At 61.7% G+C, this 14,859-nt stretch carries 16 protein-coding genes; 4 read left to right on the top strand and 12 right to left on the bottom strand.

Annotation, left to right across the window (positions count from 1 at the left end):
- The first annotated feature begins 13 nt into the window (after window positions 1–13).
- Window positions 14–547 (top strand): GNAT family N-acetyltransferase, encoded by a 534-nt coding sequence (locus ACHZCU_RS11220; RefSeq protein WP_319518845.1) that lies wholly within the window; start codon window positions 14–16, stop codon window positions 545–547.
- Between the two features lie 6 nt (window positions 548–553).
- On the opposite strand, the gene ACHZCU_RS11215 is transcribed toward ACHZCU_RS11220, so the two are convergent.
- Complete coding sequence (locus ACHZCU_RS11215; protein WP_319518844.1) at window positions 554–949, bottom strand: DUF2794 domain-containing protein; 396 nt, start codon at window positions 947–949, stop codon at window positions 554–556.
- Window positions 950–1,213: 264 nt separating this feature from the next.
- On the opposite strand from ACHZCU_RS11215, the gene ACHZCU_RS11210 reads away from it, so the two are divergent.
- Window positions 1,214–2,398 (top strand): GNAT family N-acetyltransferase, encoded by a 1,185-nt coding sequence (locus tag ACHZCU_RS11210; RefSeq protein WP_319518843.1) that lies wholly within the window; start codon window positions 1,214–1,216, stop codon window positions 2,396–2,398.
- A gap of 54 nt (window positions 2,399–2,452) precedes the next feature.
- Here the strand turns inward: ACHZCU_RS11210 and ACHZCU_RS11205 are convergent, their stop codons facing one another.
- Complete coding sequence (locus ACHZCU_RS11205) at window positions 2,453–3,055, bottom strand: hypothetical protein (protein ID WP_319518842.1); 603 nt, start codon at window positions 3,053–3,055, stop codon at window positions 2,453–2,455.
- Window positions 3,056–3,125: 70 nt separating this feature from the next.
- Between ACHZCU_RS11205 and ACHZCU_RS11200 the strand changes: the two genes are divergently transcribed.
- Together ACHZCU_RS11200 and ACHZCU_RS11195 are read left to right on the top strand one after the other, a co-directional pair.
- Window positions 3,126–3,458: a DUF2975 domain-containing protein gene (locus ACHZCU_RS11200; protein ID WP_319518841.1), complete on the top strand. Its 333-nt coding sequence runs from the start codon at window positions 3,126–3,128 to the stop codon at window positions 3,456–3,458.
- 3 nt (window positions 3,459–3,461) lie between these two features.
- A complete protein-coding gene (locus ACHZCU_RS11195; RefSeq protein ID WP_106312069.1) occupies window positions 3,462–3,677 on the top strand; it encodes a helix-turn-helix transcriptional regulator in 216 nt (71 codons plus the stop codon).
- Window positions 3,678–3,719: 42 nt separating this feature from the next.
- Here ACHZCU_RS11195 and ACHZCU_RS11190 read toward each other — a convergent pair whose 3' ends face one another.
- The 10 genes from ACHZCU_RS11190 to ACHZCU_RS11145 all read right to left on the bottom strand — a co-directional run bounded on the left by ACHZCU_RS11190 (window position 3,720) and on the right by ACHZCU_RS11145 (window position 14,644).
- Window positions 3,720–4,646 carry a carbohydrate kinase gene (locus tag ACHZCU_RS11190; RefSeq protein ID WP_319518840.1) on the bottom strand — a complete coding sequence of 309 codons (927 nt, stop codon included), beginning with the start codon at window positions 4,644–4,646 and terminating at the stop codon, window positions 3,720–3,722.
- Window positions 4,647–4,686: 40 nt separating this feature from the next.
- A complete protein-coding gene (locus tag ACHZCU_RS11185) occupies window positions 4,687–5,382 on the bottom strand; it encodes an orotate phosphoribosyltransferase (protein ID WP_106312075.1) in 696 nt (231 codons plus the stop codon).
- A 264-nt stretch (window positions 5,383–5,646) separates the two neighbouring features.
- On the bottom strand, window positions 5,647–6,330 hold the full coding sequence (gene phoB, locus ACHZCU_RS11180) for a phosphate regulon transcriptional regulator PhoB (RefSeq protein ID WP_106312078.1): 684 nt from the start codon (window positions 6,328–6,330) through the stop codon (window positions 5,647–5,649).
- 31 nt (window positions 6,331–6,361) lie between these two features.
- Window positions 6,362–7,075: a phosphate signaling complex protein PhoU gene (gene phoU / locus ACHZCU_RS11175; protein WP_106312081.1), complete on the bottom strand. Its 714-nt coding sequence runs from the start codon at window positions 7,073–7,075 to the stop codon at window positions 6,362–6,364.
- A 40-nt stretch (window positions 7,076–7,115) separates the two neighbouring features.
- A complete protein-coding gene (gene pstB, locus ACHZCU_RS11170; RefSeq protein ID WP_394706049.1) occupies window positions 7,116–7,922 on the bottom strand; it encodes a phosphate ABC transporter ATP-binding protein PstB in 807 nt (268 codons plus the stop codon).
- Window positions 7,923–7,925: 3 nt separating this feature from the next.
- Complete coding sequence (pstA, locus tag ACHZCU_RS11165) at window positions 7,926–9,254, bottom strand: phosphate ABC transporter permease PstA (RefSeq protein WP_319518838.1); 1,329 nt, start codon at window positions 9,252–9,254, stop codon at window positions 7,926–7,928.
- Window positions 9,251–10,738 (bottom strand): phosphate ABC transporter permease subunit PstC, encoded by a 1,488-nt coding sequence (gene pstC / locus ACHZCU_RS11160; RefSeq protein ID WP_319518837.1) that lies wholly within the window; start codon window positions 10,736–10,738, stop codon window positions 9,251–9,253. Before pstC ends, pstA begins: the two co-directional genes overlap by 4 nt.
- A gap of 103 nt (window positions 10,739–10,841) precedes the next feature.
- Window positions 10,842–11,882 carry a substrate-binding domain-containing protein gene (locus tag ACHZCU_RS11155; protein WP_319518836.1) on the bottom strand — a complete coding sequence of 347 codons (1,041 nt, stop codon included), beginning with the start codon at window positions 11,880–11,882 and terminating at the stop codon, window positions 10,842–10,844.
- A 158-nt stretch (window positions 11,883–12,040) separates the two neighbouring features.
- Window positions 12,041–13,282 carry a phosphate regulon sensor histidine kinase PhoR gene (phoR, locus tag ACHZCU_RS11150; RefSeq protein ID WP_394706109.1) on the bottom strand — a complete coding sequence of 414 codons (1,242 nt, stop codon included), beginning with the start codon at window positions 13,280–13,282 and terminating at the stop codon, window positions 12,041–12,043.
- 96 nt (window positions 13,283–13,378) lie between these two features.
- Complete coding sequence (locus ACHZCU_RS11145) at window positions 13,379–14,644, bottom strand: hypothetical protein (RefSeq protein ID WP_319518834.1); 1,266 nt, start codon at window positions 14,642–14,644, stop codon at window positions 13,379–13,381.
- Window positions 14,645–14,859 lie beyond the last annotated feature (215 nt).

The raw sequence follows: 14,859 nt of genomic DNA, 5'->3' as shown, positions 1-14,859 counted from the left end.
CGGCCGCTTGCCCATGTCGATCACCATCCGCCCCGCCACATCCGACGACATCACCACCATTACCGAGATCTACGCAGAAAGCGTGTTGAACGGCACCGCCAGCTATGAGCTCGAACCGCCGGCACCTGCCGAGATGCGCGCCCGGATGGACGCGACCATGGCCGGCGGTTTTCCCTATATCGCCGCCGTCGAGGCGGACAGTTTGCTGGGCTATGCCTATGCCGGCGCGTTTCGCACCCGCCCGGCCTATCGCTGGCTTGTCGAGGATTCCGTCTATATCGACCCTCGGGCGCGTGGCAGAGGCGTCGGCAAACTGCTGCTTCAAACCCTGGTGGAAGAATGCGAAGCGCGCGGCTTCCGGCAGATGGTCGCCGTCATCGGCGGCGCAAGCCCGGCCTCGATCGCACTGCACCGAACATGCGGTTTCACCGATGCCGGCCGGTTGACCGGTACCGGCTTCAAGCACGGACAATGGCTCGACACCGTGTTCATGCAGCGCCCGCTTGGCGAAGGCAATGCCTCCGATCCGCTGCCGCTTTCGCTCTGATCCGGCCTATTTCTCGACGAGCTTCAGCTTGCGGTCGAAGACCTTGAGCACCTGACGCAGATCGTGGCCGCGCTTCAGCACCATGCCGGCGGTATTGGTGACACTGAAGGCACCCTGTTTGGAGGCCAGTTTCGGGTTCTTCTCAATCCGGTAGAGCGGCATTTCGCCGGAGCGCTTGAAAACGGAAAAGACCGCTTTGTCCTTCATGTGGTCGAGAGCGTAGTCGCGCCACTCGCCGTCGCCCACCATTCTGCCATAGACCCAGAGGATCGCGTCGAGTTCACGCCGGTGGAATGTGACGGGCAATGGCTCGGCCTTCTGGCCGGGTCTGAACTGGGCGATTTCGACGACATTGCTGCCGTCCGCCTCTTGCTTGCGTTGCGTATCCGGCTTTTGCACCATGCTTTCCCGCCTCGCATCCTGATTACAGATAAATGACAGTCTGCCCGCTTCAGCGAGAATTGCAAGGGCGCGCTTTCACCCGTTTCACCATGGCGGGCCAATAATTTGTTAACCCAAACGGCTTATCAATTCGGCAAGGGTTTTCGATCAGTTCCAGTAGTGCGTATCCATGTGTTCAGGCATCCCAAAACCGCTGACGTCCGGTGCGTTGGAAATGCGCCCGGCCATTTCGTGCCGTGCTGACGGGCGAAAGGCGGCGGATCGATGAGCATCATCCGCAAGGACCTCGGACCAAGACCCCCTGCCCGGCTGAAATCGAAACTGTCGGTGGTACGCCCCGGCAAGACCGTGCCCGATCTTCGCCTGGAGCTGAGAAGCGGCGGCGAATTTTCCATTTTCTCCGATGCTCCGGGCGAGCTGGAACCCGCCATGGAGCGGCTGGGCGATCAGGCCGTTGAACCAAATCCCTTCCAGACATTGCCATTTTTGACCGGGCTCTCTGGCCAGGCCCATGCACATACGCGTCTGGCGCTGATCGAAGACAGCGCCGTTGCGGCCGGGGCCGGCCATCTTGCCGCACTGATGGGGTTTTCGGTTGCGAGCGGAAATTCACACCTTGTCGCGTCCACAGCACCCGGTGGCTATCACGCCCCGCTGATCTCGCGCCACCGCCCGATGGCGACGCTTGACCAGCTGTTCGAGGCACTGGCGGGCTCTCTTGCCAATCTTCCCGGCGTGATTGCCTTTCCAGGGCTTCTGGCCGACGGCGCTTTCATGCGTTCAGCACGCGCGGTCGCTGCTGCACGCGGCCTTGCCTTCCGGGTTGCAGGCGCCTGGCGCGGCCACGCACTGTCCGGGCGGATCGACCCGACCAGCGGGCTTTCCCACGCAGACCGGGAAGCCTGGCAGGCCAATCTCGAAAAATGGGAAAACCTGCAGAAAAAAGGCAGGATCACCTACCACGTTGCCCGCAACCCCGCCGAAATTTCCGCAGCGCTAGAAGAGCTTTCACTGCTCTGCGACACGGACGAGCACACCAGCCGGTGCGCGGCATATTTTCCCGCCGTCAGGCTGCTTTCCGAGCGCGACCGGATCAGGCTGCATGCGCTTTATCTTGACGGACAGATGATTGCAGCCGCGCTCCAGCCGCTTCATCGCAGCGAGGCCTGGGTCTGGCAGGTCATGGTCCGGCCCGACATGAGCGACAAGGCAATCGACGAGCAGCTGATCATGCGACTGACGCAGTGGAACCTGCGCGATGCCAATATCGCCGTAACCCGCGTTGCGCCCGCAGCAGGTCCGTTTCTTGCAGAGCGGTTCTGGCCGGTTGACGAGGGCTATGCGAGCCTGCTGGTCGCGCTGCGCCCCGGCATGGAGCGCGCGCTCGACAGCGTGGCCGCAACCTATGAAGACGCCGGGGCGCAGTACCCCAGCCATCAAACCGAATAACAGCCCTACATCGTGAAAACGGCCGGCAGCGGCTGCCATGGCCTTGACACGGGGTCAGGAACAGCTTTTCAGCCGCGATTCCTCGGGCCGATTCATCAGTGCGAAAATGTCGATATTCTGAAGCAGCGGATGGAAACCATCGTCGTCGCCGGCCTCGATCAGAACATCGAGCGGCACGACCGGCGCGACCATGGGACCGTTCCAGCAGGCGGCATCGAGATCAACCGAAAAACCGGGCTTGGCACCGCCAGTCTGGCGGGCGGCCGCCATCTGCTCCTGCTGATCCCTGAGCGCCAGAGCATCGGCGGGCGAAAGCCGCAGCACCGTCAGGTGCTGACCGGGCTTGCGGAACTTTGCCACGTCGGCTTCCTCCGCAGCGGCATTCGCGCTCACCAGCGTATAATCGTGACTGATCTCGCCGGCGCCGGATTTCTGGTAAACCGTCAACACAATCTCGTTTGTCGGCAGCTTCATCTCCTCCGGCGCCAGCACCGCAATCCTGAGCGACGCAGGATTGGCCGCGATCGGCGACGGGATGGTCGTCGGCTTGGCGCCCGACAGGAAATTGAGCGAACAGGCCGAAAGCAGGGCGAGACCGGAAGCAGCCAGGAGTGTCTTGAAGATTGGCATGGGCATGATCGGGCGGGTCACAAACATGGTTAATAATCATTCATCCTATCGGGGATAGCTTAAGGGCCGGTAAAGAGTCGGCCGCTGACTGAGGCCGATGGCGCAACAGGCGCGGACGAAAACACGCCGTGCGCGCGGCATACCCTTGTTCGACCGGCTTCAACACGAGACGCCATTTTCCCATGCGGTTGCCGCACTTTTGCGCCGCGCGGGCCTGATTGCGCTTGCCGGCGCTGTCACCAGTCTTTTCCTCACGCCGGTGGCTACACTTCTGGCAACACTCGCCAATCCGCCGGGCAGCCGCACGCTGTCCGTCGGTCTCGGCAGCGATCAGCTGATGTTGTTCCTGCTCGCCGGCCTGCTTTTCGTGATGGGGCATGTCATGGTGCTCGCGACATCGATGAATGAAGACTATGAGCGTTTCGTCTGACCCATGCCGATCATTGTCAATCTCGATGTCATGCTCGCCCGCCGCAAGATGCGGGCGAAGACCCTTGCCGAACATGTCGGCATCACCGAGCAGAACATCTCGCTGCTGCGCTCGGGCAAGGTCAAGGGCGTGCGGTTCGAAACGCTTGAAAAGATATGCCAGGCGCTCGATTGCCAGCCCGGTGACATTCTGGAGTATCAGCCGGACGAAACCGGCTGATCCTTATCTCTGCTCGGTGTCGCAATTGCCCCGGGCGGCAGATCAAAGCCCGATTTCTTGCGCGTAGGGCGGGTTGGCGCCGGCGCGAGAGACGGTGACGGCAGCGGCCTTTGCGCCCAGCGCCAGGGCGTCCGCGATTGCCTCGGGGGACAGCGTTTTGACCTTCTCCTTGGTCAGCAGCCCGGCGATATCGAGCGAGGCAAGAATGCCGGCGTCGAACGTGTCGCCGGCGCCGACGGTGTCGACGACCTCGACCTTTTCACTTGGCACCTCGACCTTGTGCTCAGCGGTATAGCCGATCGCCCCATCCGCGCCGCAGGTGATGACAACAAGGCTTGCACCGGCCGTAATCCAGTGGCGCGCCTTGTCATCGAGCGAGCCTTCAAGACCGAACCAGTCCAGATCCTCGTCGGAGAATTTCACGATATCCGATTTGGCCGCCATGCGCTCGATCCGGGCACGGTGACCGGCGGGATCGGTAATGAATGTCGGACGGATATTCGGGTCGAGCGAGATCACGCGAGTTTCGGCCTCACGCATCAAAAGCGCTTCATAGGTGGAACCGCAGGGTTCGGGGATCAGGCTGATCGCGCCGAAATGCATGGCCGCGCAGTCTTCGCCGATTGCAGGCAGATCATCCTCGGTAATCATCCGGCCAGCCGTGTTCTCGTCGTAAAAGGCATAGCTTGCCGAACCGTTGACCAGCTTGACGAAGGCGAGCGTCGTCGGCCGGTCGGAAATGGCGACATAGGAATGATCGACCTTCGATGCGTCAAGTTTCTCGCGAATGATATCGCCCATCAGGTCGGACGAGATACCGGAGAAGAACCCGGTCGGACGGCCAAGCCTGGAAAGCGCGACCGCCGTGTTGCACACGGCACCGCCGGCATAGGGCGCAAATGCCGGTTCGCCCTTGTCGGTCTCGCGCGGCAGCATGTCGATCAGGGCTTCACCACAGCATAAAATCATTCTCTTCTCCCGTTTTTGTTCCCGCGCCTGTCGTCCCGGCCTAGACGATCAGTTCCTCAAGACCGCCGCGGGCCCGCGACCATTCCATTGGATGATCGAGAAACGCGCCAACCGCATCGAGCGTTGCCTTGTCGGCAAGCTCTTCTTCGCGTGCGACCGCAAGAACGTTCTGCCACGTCGCCAGGTAATGAAGCTCAACGCACCCTTCCCGGAAACGTTTCTCGGCCTGTTCGAAAATATCATAATAGAACAGAGCCATGCCGTGTTCCACCAGTCCGCCGGCAGCGCGGATGGCATTGATGAAGTTGAACATGGAGCCGCCCGCCGTGGTCAGGTCCTCGATCACCAGCACCCGCGCTCCGGCTTCCAGATGCCCTTCGATCTGGGCGTTCTTGCCATAGCCCTTCGGCTTCTTGCGCACATAGATCATCGGCAGTTCCAGACGGTCGGCGAGGAATGCGGCGAAGGGAATGCCCGCCGTTTCGCCGCCGGCCACGCAGTCGAATTTCTCGAAACCGGCATCGCGCAGCACCTTGGCTGCGGCAAAATCCATCAGCGTGGAACGGATGCGCGGATAGGAAATCAACTGCCGGCAGTCGATATAGACCGGACTGACCAGACCGGAAGCAAGCTTGTAGGGCTCATCCGGGGAAAAATGGACGGCGCCGATTTCCCACAGCATGCGGGCCATCAGTTCGCCCATCACTGCGGGGTCGGCAAAACTTGCTCTGCTCATCTCAACAATCCTCTTTGTCTTTGCGCCGTCACGGCCTTGCAGGGTGCGGGAGGGACACTCTCCTGCAAGACACAATCTGCCGGCACACGCCGCCGCCGGGGCAGCCGTTTCCGTTCCGGCCCTGAGTTGAACTGTCGGGGCCGAAAAATCAATCGCAGCCGGTATATTTCATCATGCCGAATGGCATGCCCGCCACCATAGCGGAACGCCGGATGGCCGCAATGACGGATATTAAATCGTTTAAAAAAACTTTTTGCCGCTGCTCTAGACTTCCATCGAATATCCGGCTCCGCGCACGGTGCGGATCACATCCGGCATCTGCGAGAAATTGAGCGCCTTCCTGAGCCGGCCGACATGTACGTCGACGGTGCGCTCATCCACATAGATGTCATGCCCCCAGACACCGTCGAGAAGCTGCGCGCGGGAAAACACCCGCCCCGGAGACGTCATCAGGAATTCGAGAAGCCGGAATTCCGTCGGGCCAAGCCGCACTTCGCGCGCCTTGCGGTGAACCCGGTGGGTTTCGCGATCAAGCTCGATATCGCCGCATTTCAGCACGCTGGAGAGCACTTCCGGACGCGCGCGGCGCAGGATCGCCTTGACCCGCGCCATCAGCTCCGGCGTGGAAAACGGTTTGACGACGTAATCGTCGGCGCCGATGGCAAGGCCGCGCACCCGTTCGCTCTCCTCACCGCGCGCCGTCAGCATGATGATCGGCAGGCGTTCGGTTTCCGGCCGCATTCGAAGGCGGCGACATAGCTCGATGCCCGACACCCCCGGCAGCATCCAGTCGAGCAGAAGAAGGTCGGGGACCCGCTCCTGCAGTCGGATTTCGGCCTCGTCGCCGCGCATGATGGTTTCGACCTCATAGCCTTCGGCCTCGAGATTGTAGCGCAGCAGAACGCTGAGCGCTTCCTCGTCTTCAACAACTGCTATCTTCGGCACCATTGGGCTGATATCTCCCTCGTCTCAAATGGCTTCAGACATCATCGGAACCGACGGCAGGGGAATTGTCGTCCTTCGGACGTTCTCCCTGCGGCTGGGCGCCTGTCGCGATGTAGTAAATCATCTCGGCGATGTTGGTGGCATGATCGCCGATGCGCTCGATGTTCTTGGCGCAGAACAAAAGATGCGTGCAGGTGGTGATATTGCGCGGATCTTCCATCATGTAGGTCAAAAGCTCGCGGAACAGCGAGGTGTAGATCGCGTCGATCTCGTCATCACGCTCGCGGATCGAGCTCGCCTTGTCGGCCTGGCGCGTGGTGTAAGCGTCGAGCACTTCCTTCAATTGCAGGAGCGCCAGTTCGCACAGATGCTCGATGCCGTGGGCCAGCTTGCGCGGGACACCGGTGCCCTGCACCGAGATCACCCGCTTGGCGGTATTCTTGGCCATATCGCCAACGCGTTCGAGGTCGGCAGCGATGCGAATGGCGCCCATGATTTCGCGCAGGTCCGCAGCCACCGGCTGGCGCCGGGCAATGGTGACGATTGCCTTCTCGCCGATCTCGCGCTCCGCTTCGTCAAGCGCCAGATCGTCGGCGATCACCTTTTCGGCAAGCTCGGTATCGGTGTTGACGAGGGCCGAGACCGATTCGCTGACCATCTCCTCTGCCAGACCGCCCATTTCGGAAATGCGGCGCTGGAGGTATTTCAGCTCGTCATCGAATGCCGTCGAAATATGCGAGGGGGCCATGTTCTTTCCTTTCCTGGCTTGAGCGTGCGGCAGCCGCCCCTCAGCCGAAACGTCCCATGATGTAATCCTGGGTCCGCTGGTCCGCGGGATTGGTGAAAATCGTATCGGTATCGTTCTCCTCGACCATATGGCCGAGGTGGAACATCGCCGTGCGTTCGGAAACCCGCGCGGCCTGCTGCATGGAGTGCGTCACCATCACGATGGTGTAATTCTCTCTGAGATCGGAAATCAGTTCCTCGACGCGGGCCGTTGCGATCGGGTCGAGCGCCGAACAGGGTTCGTCCATCAAGATCACTTCCGGGCTCACCGCAATGGCGCGGGCAATGCACAGCCGCTGCTGCTGGCCGCCGGAAAGGCTGGTGCCCGGCTCATGCAGGCGATCCTTGACCTCGTTGAACAGACCCGCCTTGATCAGGCTGGTCTCGACGATCTGGTCGAATTCCGTGCGGTGGCGGGCAAGACCGTGGATACGCGGCCCATAGGCGACATTCTCGTAGATCGACTTCGGGAACGGGTTGGGATTCTGGAACACCATGCCGACGCGCGCGCGCAGTTCCACCACATCGATCCCGGAGGTGTAGACATCCTCGCCGTCGAGCGTGACCGTACCGGTCACCCGGCAATTGTCGATCGTGTCATTCATCCGGTTGAGCGTGCGCAGAAAGGTCGACTTGCCGCAGCCCGACGGGCCGATCAGCGCAGTGACGGCGTTCTCGCGGATGTTGAGGCTGACATCGAACAGCGCACGCTTCTGCCCGTAATAGACGGACACCGCCTGACCGGCCATCTTGTATGTGTTTTCGCTCATCGTCTTTTTCCAAGCCTTTTTGCGGTCATAGTCATCCATCGCCTACCAGCGCCGTTCGAAACGGCGGCGCAGTATCACCGCCGTGACATTCATGAAGATCAGGAATGCCAGAAGCACGATAATGGCGGCGGAGGTGCGCTCGACAAAGGCGCGTTCGGCCTCGCCCGCCCACATGTAGATCTGCACCGGAAGCGCTGTTGCCGGGTCAAGCGGGCCCGCCGGATAATCGGCCACGAAGGCGACCATGCCGATCAGAAGCAGCGGCGCGGTTTCGCCCAGCGCCTGGGCAAGACCGATGATCGTTCCCGTCAGAATGCCCGGCATGGCCAGCGGCAGGACATGATGGAACACCGCCTGCATTTTCGAAGCCCCGACCCCCAGCGCCGCCGAGCGGATCGAAGGCGGCACCGCCTTGAGAGCTGCCCGCGTCGCGATGATGATCGTCGGCAGCGTCATCAGCGTCAGCACCAGCCCGCCGACCAGCGAAGCCGAACGCGGCAGGCCGAGGAGGCCGATGAACACCGCAAGGCCCAGAAGGCCGAACACGATGGAGGGCACGGCCGCCAGATTGTTGATGTTGACCTCGATAAGGTCGGTGAACCGGTTCTTCGGCGCAAATTCCTCAAGATAGATCGCCGATGCCACGCCGATCGGCAGTGCCAGAAGCAGGACCACGCCCATCATGTAAAGCGTGCCGACAAAGGCCACGCCAATCCCGGCTGCTTCCGGCCGGCTGGATGCGCCATGGGTGAAAAAGCCGGTGTTGAAGGACTTGTTCAGCCGTCCCTCGGCCTTCAGTTCCTCCATCCACTGCAATTGCCGGTCGGAAACCCGGCGGCTTGTTTCCGGTACGGAAAGGTCGATCTGGCCCTTGTTGGCGGAATCGATATCGGCGGCGGCCAGAAGCCGCACATCGACGGTCTTTCCGATGACGGAGGGGTCTTTCAGCACCACATCGCGCAGCTCCACCCGGCTGCTGCGGGAGATCATCCGCATCGCCGCGCGCATTTCAGGCCCGTTTTCGGGATTGATGGCGAGCGTGCGGGCAAGCGCCTGACGCACCAGTTGCGGATAATCGGCCGTCAACAGCAGACGCGGGTTCTCATCGCGCGCGCCATCGGGATCGATCACCGAGGCCTCGAAGGTGACCGGCAGGGTGATGGTCGTCTGCTGAAACGCGGTATAGCCCTTGCCGGCAACGGAAAACAAAAGCGCGCCCAAGAAGAAAATGCCCACGCAGATCGCCAGCAGGCCGAAAACGCGGAAACGACGTTCGGCCGCATTCCGACGTTTCAGCGACTTGCGACGCCTTGCGGCAATCGCCCGGCTTCCTCCAGCCGTTTCGGTCGCGGTGCGGACTGTGTCGGTCATGCGTACTGCTCCCGGTATTTGCGCACGATATAGAGCGCATAGACATTGAGGCAGAGTGTGATCACGAACAGCGTGAGGCCAAGGGCGAAGGCCACAAGCGTCTGCGGCGTGTTGAATTCCAGATCGCCGGTCAGCTGGTTGACGATCTTGACCGTCACCGTCGTCATCGGTTCCAGCGGGCTGAACTGCAACTGCGCGGCAACGCCGGCGGCCAGAACCACGATCATGGTCTCGCCGATGGCACGCGAAGCCGTCAGCAGCAGAGCGCCGACAACACCGGGAAGCGCCGCCGGCAGCACGACGCGCTTGATGGTCTCCGACTGCGTGGCGCCAAGGCCGAGCGAGCCCTTGCGCAGGCTGTCGGGAACCGCATTGATGATATCATCGGACAGCGAGGAGACGAAGGGAATCAGCATGATGCCCATGACCACACCCGCCGTCAGCACCGACTGCGCCTCGATGAAATTGCGATAGCTGCCGGTAAAAAGCCCGTTCAGTTCTGCAGAAATATCGCGCAGCAGCGGCCCCACCGTGACAAGGGCGAAGAAGCCGTAGACGATGGTGGGAATGCCCGCCAGCACTTCAAGTAGCGGCTTGGCGATCGCGCGCAGTTTCGGCCCGGCATATTCCGACATGTAGATCGCCGCATAAAGCCCGATCGGGACGGCAACCGCCATGGCGACGATGGAGATGTAAAGCGTGCCGGCAAGCAGCGGGATCAGTCCGAACTGCCCGATTGAACCGCTTTCACCAGCGGCAGCAAAGCGCGGGTCCCAGACCGTGCCGAAGAAGAAGTCGGCCGGCGGCACCTGGGAAAAGAACCGCAGGGATTCCGTCAGCATCGACAGCACGATGCCGACCGTCGTCAGGATCGCGATGGTCGAGGCGAGGACAAGGGCTGCGAGTACGGCCTGTTCAACGCGGTTGCGCGCGTGAAAAGACGGCCTGACCGCGCGGTATGCAAGGCCGAGCGAGACCAGCGCCACCGCCAGCGCCGCAACGGCCATGGCCGCGCGCGATGCGGCGGAAAGCGCATTGAACCGCTCGGCCGAAGACAGCACGAAAGGCCGGGGCGAAGCGGCAAGCGGAATGCCGTTTGCGGCAAGAACAGCGCGCAGCGCGCCCGCATCCTCATCGACGCGCGCCCGGGCATCCTCCGGCAGCTGCCGCAGGCCATAGGCCACGGAAATCACCGTATTATAGGTGAGGCTCTGGGCCGCGGCCGGCTGCTGCTGCACGCCTTCGGGAAAGTCGCTTCGGATCTGTGCGCCGATGACCAGCGGACTGACCACCATCCACACCGCCATCAACAGCACGGCCGGGACGATTGCGGCCATCGCCACGAAGCTTGCATGGTGGGCCGGCCGCGAATTCAGCCGTTTCAGGCTTTCTCCGGCAAGCGCGTAAGCCTTGGCCCTTGCCGAGAAATAACCGGCAATACCAAGCCCGGCCACAATCGCCAGTATGATCAAAAAGACATGCATTATGTCGTTCCAGACCGTCCGGGATTTCCGGACCCTTGTTTCCGGCGTCCCTCAAAAACATGGACACAGCCGGGTGTTTATTCCGTCTTTGGCAGCGCCTGCCCTAATCTTCAGGCGAAACCGTTGCTTCCTCGAATGCGGCAAGAACCGCCGCGCGCTGTTCCTCCGATGCCGGGACAAGACCATATTCGGCAAGCGGCCCGTAGGGACCGGCCATGGCATCCGACAGGAAGAAGGCAACATATTCCCGCAACCCCGGGATGGCCCCGACATGTGCCATCTTGACGTAGAAGAACAGCGGCCGCGATACCGGATATTCGCCCGATCCCACGGTTTTAACCGAGGGCGTGACACCGGAAATCGTCGCCACATTCAGCTTGTCGGCATTGTTGTCGTAAAAGGACAGGCCGAAGACACCAAGACCGGTCCGGTCGGCCACCACGCGGGCCAGCGTCTCCGTGTAGTCGCCGTCAATCCCCGGCGCCCGCCCGTCCCTGCGCACGGCAATGCATTTGTTTTCGCCCTGTCTTTCGCCAAAGGTCTCCGTCAGAAAAGGCAGCGCACCGGCCTCCGCGCAGCCGACGGCCAGCACCTTTTCCTCGAAGACCTCGCGCGTTCCGTGCTTTTCTCCGGGAATATAAGCCTTGATCTCGGTGTCCGGCAGCGCGGGATCGATCTCGGACCAGCGGGTATAGGGGTTTTTCACCAGCGCGCCGTCAATAACCAGTTCGGCGGCCAGCGCCCGATAGAGATCAAGCGGCGTCAGCGCCATCTGCGGCATGGATGCATCGGTGGCAAAGACGATGCCGTCATAGCCGAACACCACTTCCGCGATCTCGGTGACACCGTTCTTCGCGCAGTTTTCAACCTCGCCCGGCCGGATCGGCCGCGACGCATTGGCGATATCGATGGTGCGCGGGCCGACACCCCGGCAGAATTCCTTCAGACCGGCGGAAGAGCCGCCGGATTCCACCACCGGCGTCTTGTAGTCGGGATAGATCTCGCCAAAGGTCTCGGCAACGATCTTGGCATAAGGCAGGACGGTCGACGAACCGGCAATCTGGATCTGGTCACGCGCCTCGGCCGACCCGATGGCGAAAAGCACACCGGAAAGCACAACAGCCGGCAGAATGAAAAACTTCATGGCGCATCCCTTGCGGGTTACATGCCCGCATCGTTTCAATCGATGCCCGAGCGGGGCCGCCAAGAACCGGCGGCATTGATCTGGCCCGGTTTTATGTCATTTTTGATTCAGTTTTATGACAGTACAAATTATTGTTTTTTATATCATATTTTAAACAGTCAGAAACGGACGGTAAAGGTCGTTCCCTTGCCGACGGCAGACTTGACCACCAGACGCGCACGATGGCGGCTGAGGATGTGTTTCACGATCGCAAGCCCCAGCCCGGTGCCCTTCTTCGAGCGGCTGTCGGCCACCGAAACCCGGTAGAAGCGTTCCGTCAGGCGCGGCACGTGTTCGGCGGGAATGCCCGGACCATAATCGACGACGGACACTTCCGCCGCCCCGTCGTCCCGCGCCTTGAGATAGACGTCGACCCGGCCACCCTCGGCACCGTATTTGCAGGCATTTTCGATCAGGTTCTCGAACACTTCCAGCAATTCGTCATTGTCGCCGTTCACCGTGACCTGTTGTTCCGGCAGGAAAAGATTGATCGCGACGTTCAGGTCCTCGGCAAGCGGCAGCAAGCCGTCACGCACATGCTCAAGCAGCGTATTGAGCGTGACCTGCTGCTCCGGCGAAAGATGGGCCTTGGCCTCCAGACGCGACAGCGACATCAGGTCATCGACAAGCCGGCTCATGCGGGTCGCCTGATCGAGCATGATCGGCAGGAAGCGCTCCTGCGCCTTGGTATCGTTTTTCGCAGGGCCCTGCAGGGTTTCAATATAGCCGCGCAGCGAGGCAAGCGGCGTGCGCAGCTCATGGCTGGCATTGGCGACGAAGTCGGAGCGCATGCGGTCGATCCGCCGCGCCTCGGAAATATCGCGCAGCACCAGCATGAAAACCGGCGTGTCATCCGCGCCGCCGGCAACCGGCGCAACCCGCACGAGGTAGACCCGCTCGGAGGGCAGCCGTTCGGAATATTCAATCTGATTGGTGTGGCCGTTGGCCAGCGTGTCGCGGATGATATCGAGCACGCCCGGTGCGCGCATGCGGGCGGAAATATGCGATCCGAGGGGAAAACTGCCGAACGTGCTGCTGGCCGAACGATTCTGGAACAGCACGGATCCGTCTGCGGCAAGCAGGTATACGGCAAGGTCGATCTCATCGAGGAAGCGTGGCAGATCGCCGAATTCGGCCGCATTCTCGCTCGGTTCGCGTTCCTGCTCCTGCTGTTCCGGTTCATCACCGGCCGGCGAACACGATGCCAGCGCCGCCGCAGATACGGCGAGCCAGCCGACAACGGCGGCAACCGGCGGGGCGAAACCGAAACCGACCGCGGCAAGGCCCGTGGCAGCGGCCACCAGCAGAACAAGCCGCGCGGCCAGCGCGCGGACCGCAATACTTCTGACCGTCTGCTCCAGCCTGCCCACCTGATTCCCTCAAAACTTATGCAAGTTGTGTTGCATATACGCCTTTTGTGACAGGAATATTCATCAACACACGAAAATGCCGACCATTCAGTCAGCCGCGCGCGCACGAATGGCGAAGATGTCCAGCGGTGCTCCGCCCCCGGTGAGATCGCTGGAAATCATCATCTGCGTCGGCAACACCCCGCCCTGGCTCGGATCAAGCCGAATCACGAGGCTTTCTCTGTGGGCGCTCGGCGTGAAACGGTGACGCTGGCAGCCGTCGATCGTGCCATCGGCACAATAGATGCCGACCGACTGTCCGCCGCCATCCGGCGCCAGCACGCTTGCCTCGATCAGGACCGGACCGCTCTCCAGCATTTCCCTGACGGCCGGCGGCAGGTTGATGCTGACGGCGCCGGCATCACCGCCCGCCTGCGCTGAAATCTGCACGGCCGGCACGCCATCAACCGTGACATTGTCGACTTGCACGGCAGAGCCTGCCGCAGAGCCGGTTTCCGACCCCGGCTGGAAGAGGCCGGTCCAGCCCGACGCCCCTTCGAAGTCCTCGGCTTCGATACGCGGCGCGGGATTGGGCACGGCCGTATCGAGGCTGTCCGGGTCAAGCGCGAAATTCGAGCTGACCACCCACCAGCCGCCGAACACCAGAAATGCCAGAACGATAACAAAGATCAGCAACCTGGCGAACCGGCCGCGCTTGCGCGGGGGGCGCTCCGCCCTTTCCGCCCGGTGTGCCTTTCTGTTTTTCTTCGGCCGCTTTTTGCCGGACGCCTTGAGCGTGCCGCCGCCCGGCCGCCGCTCCTCAGCCGCAACAGCCAGATCATCGATCGCCGAAAGCTCTCCGGAATCAAGATGACCGTTTTCTGTGCTGTCTTGCGTCGAAACCGTAAAATCGGCCTCGGTAAAATCCGTCTCCCGCCGTTCAGGCGAAACAACAGGACTTTCGGGATAATCGAAATGCGCTTCCGGTTCCGCGCGCAGGCCGAAATCACCGATCTGCGGCTCTGCCGGGCGCGCGTCCTCGAAAGACGGCTCCTGCGGTGCGTCCGGTTCGGGCGCTGCCGGGCTTTCCGGCACGCGACCGACAGCAAAGGGATCGTCGAAGACCGCCGGGCGCGGCGACCGCGCCTCGCGGGCCTTGCGGGCGGCTTCCGCCTCCTCGCGTTCTATCGCCGTGATGATTTCATCGAGGCGATGGCGCTGGCGCGCGACGGCCTTGCTGTCGGTAATGCCCTGCTTGGCAAGGCCGCCTTCAAGAGCCTGCCGCGCGGACTGATAGATCCGTGCCCGCTGGTTGGCATCCTCCCGGTCAGTGCTCTCCAGCGCTGTTCTTATGGCTTGTTCAAGTCCGCTCACAGTTTCATCCCGTTACGTTTCACGAGGCTTTCTCAACGCTATTGACAGTGTTTCACCCTGCTGATCAAGGCCAAATAGCGCGTCCGACCCTGACCGGTTATGGTGCCGGCCGACGATGCTTCAACGCCGCAGCACTTCAAAGCGTTGCAAAACTTCGCGAAAAATGTCTCCCTTGGGCGATATTCCGACGCACGATAATCCGTGCGAACGAGACC

Origin of the sequence: uncultured Martelella sp. (genome assembly GCF_963677965.2) — a bacterium.
Lineage (GTDB): Bacteria > Pseudomonadota > Alphaproteobacteria > Rhizobiales > Rhizobiaceae > Martelella > Martelella mangrovi.
The sequence above is the reverse complement of the archived record's forward strand: the minus strand, read 5'-3'. Positions and strand labels throughout refer to the sequence as shown.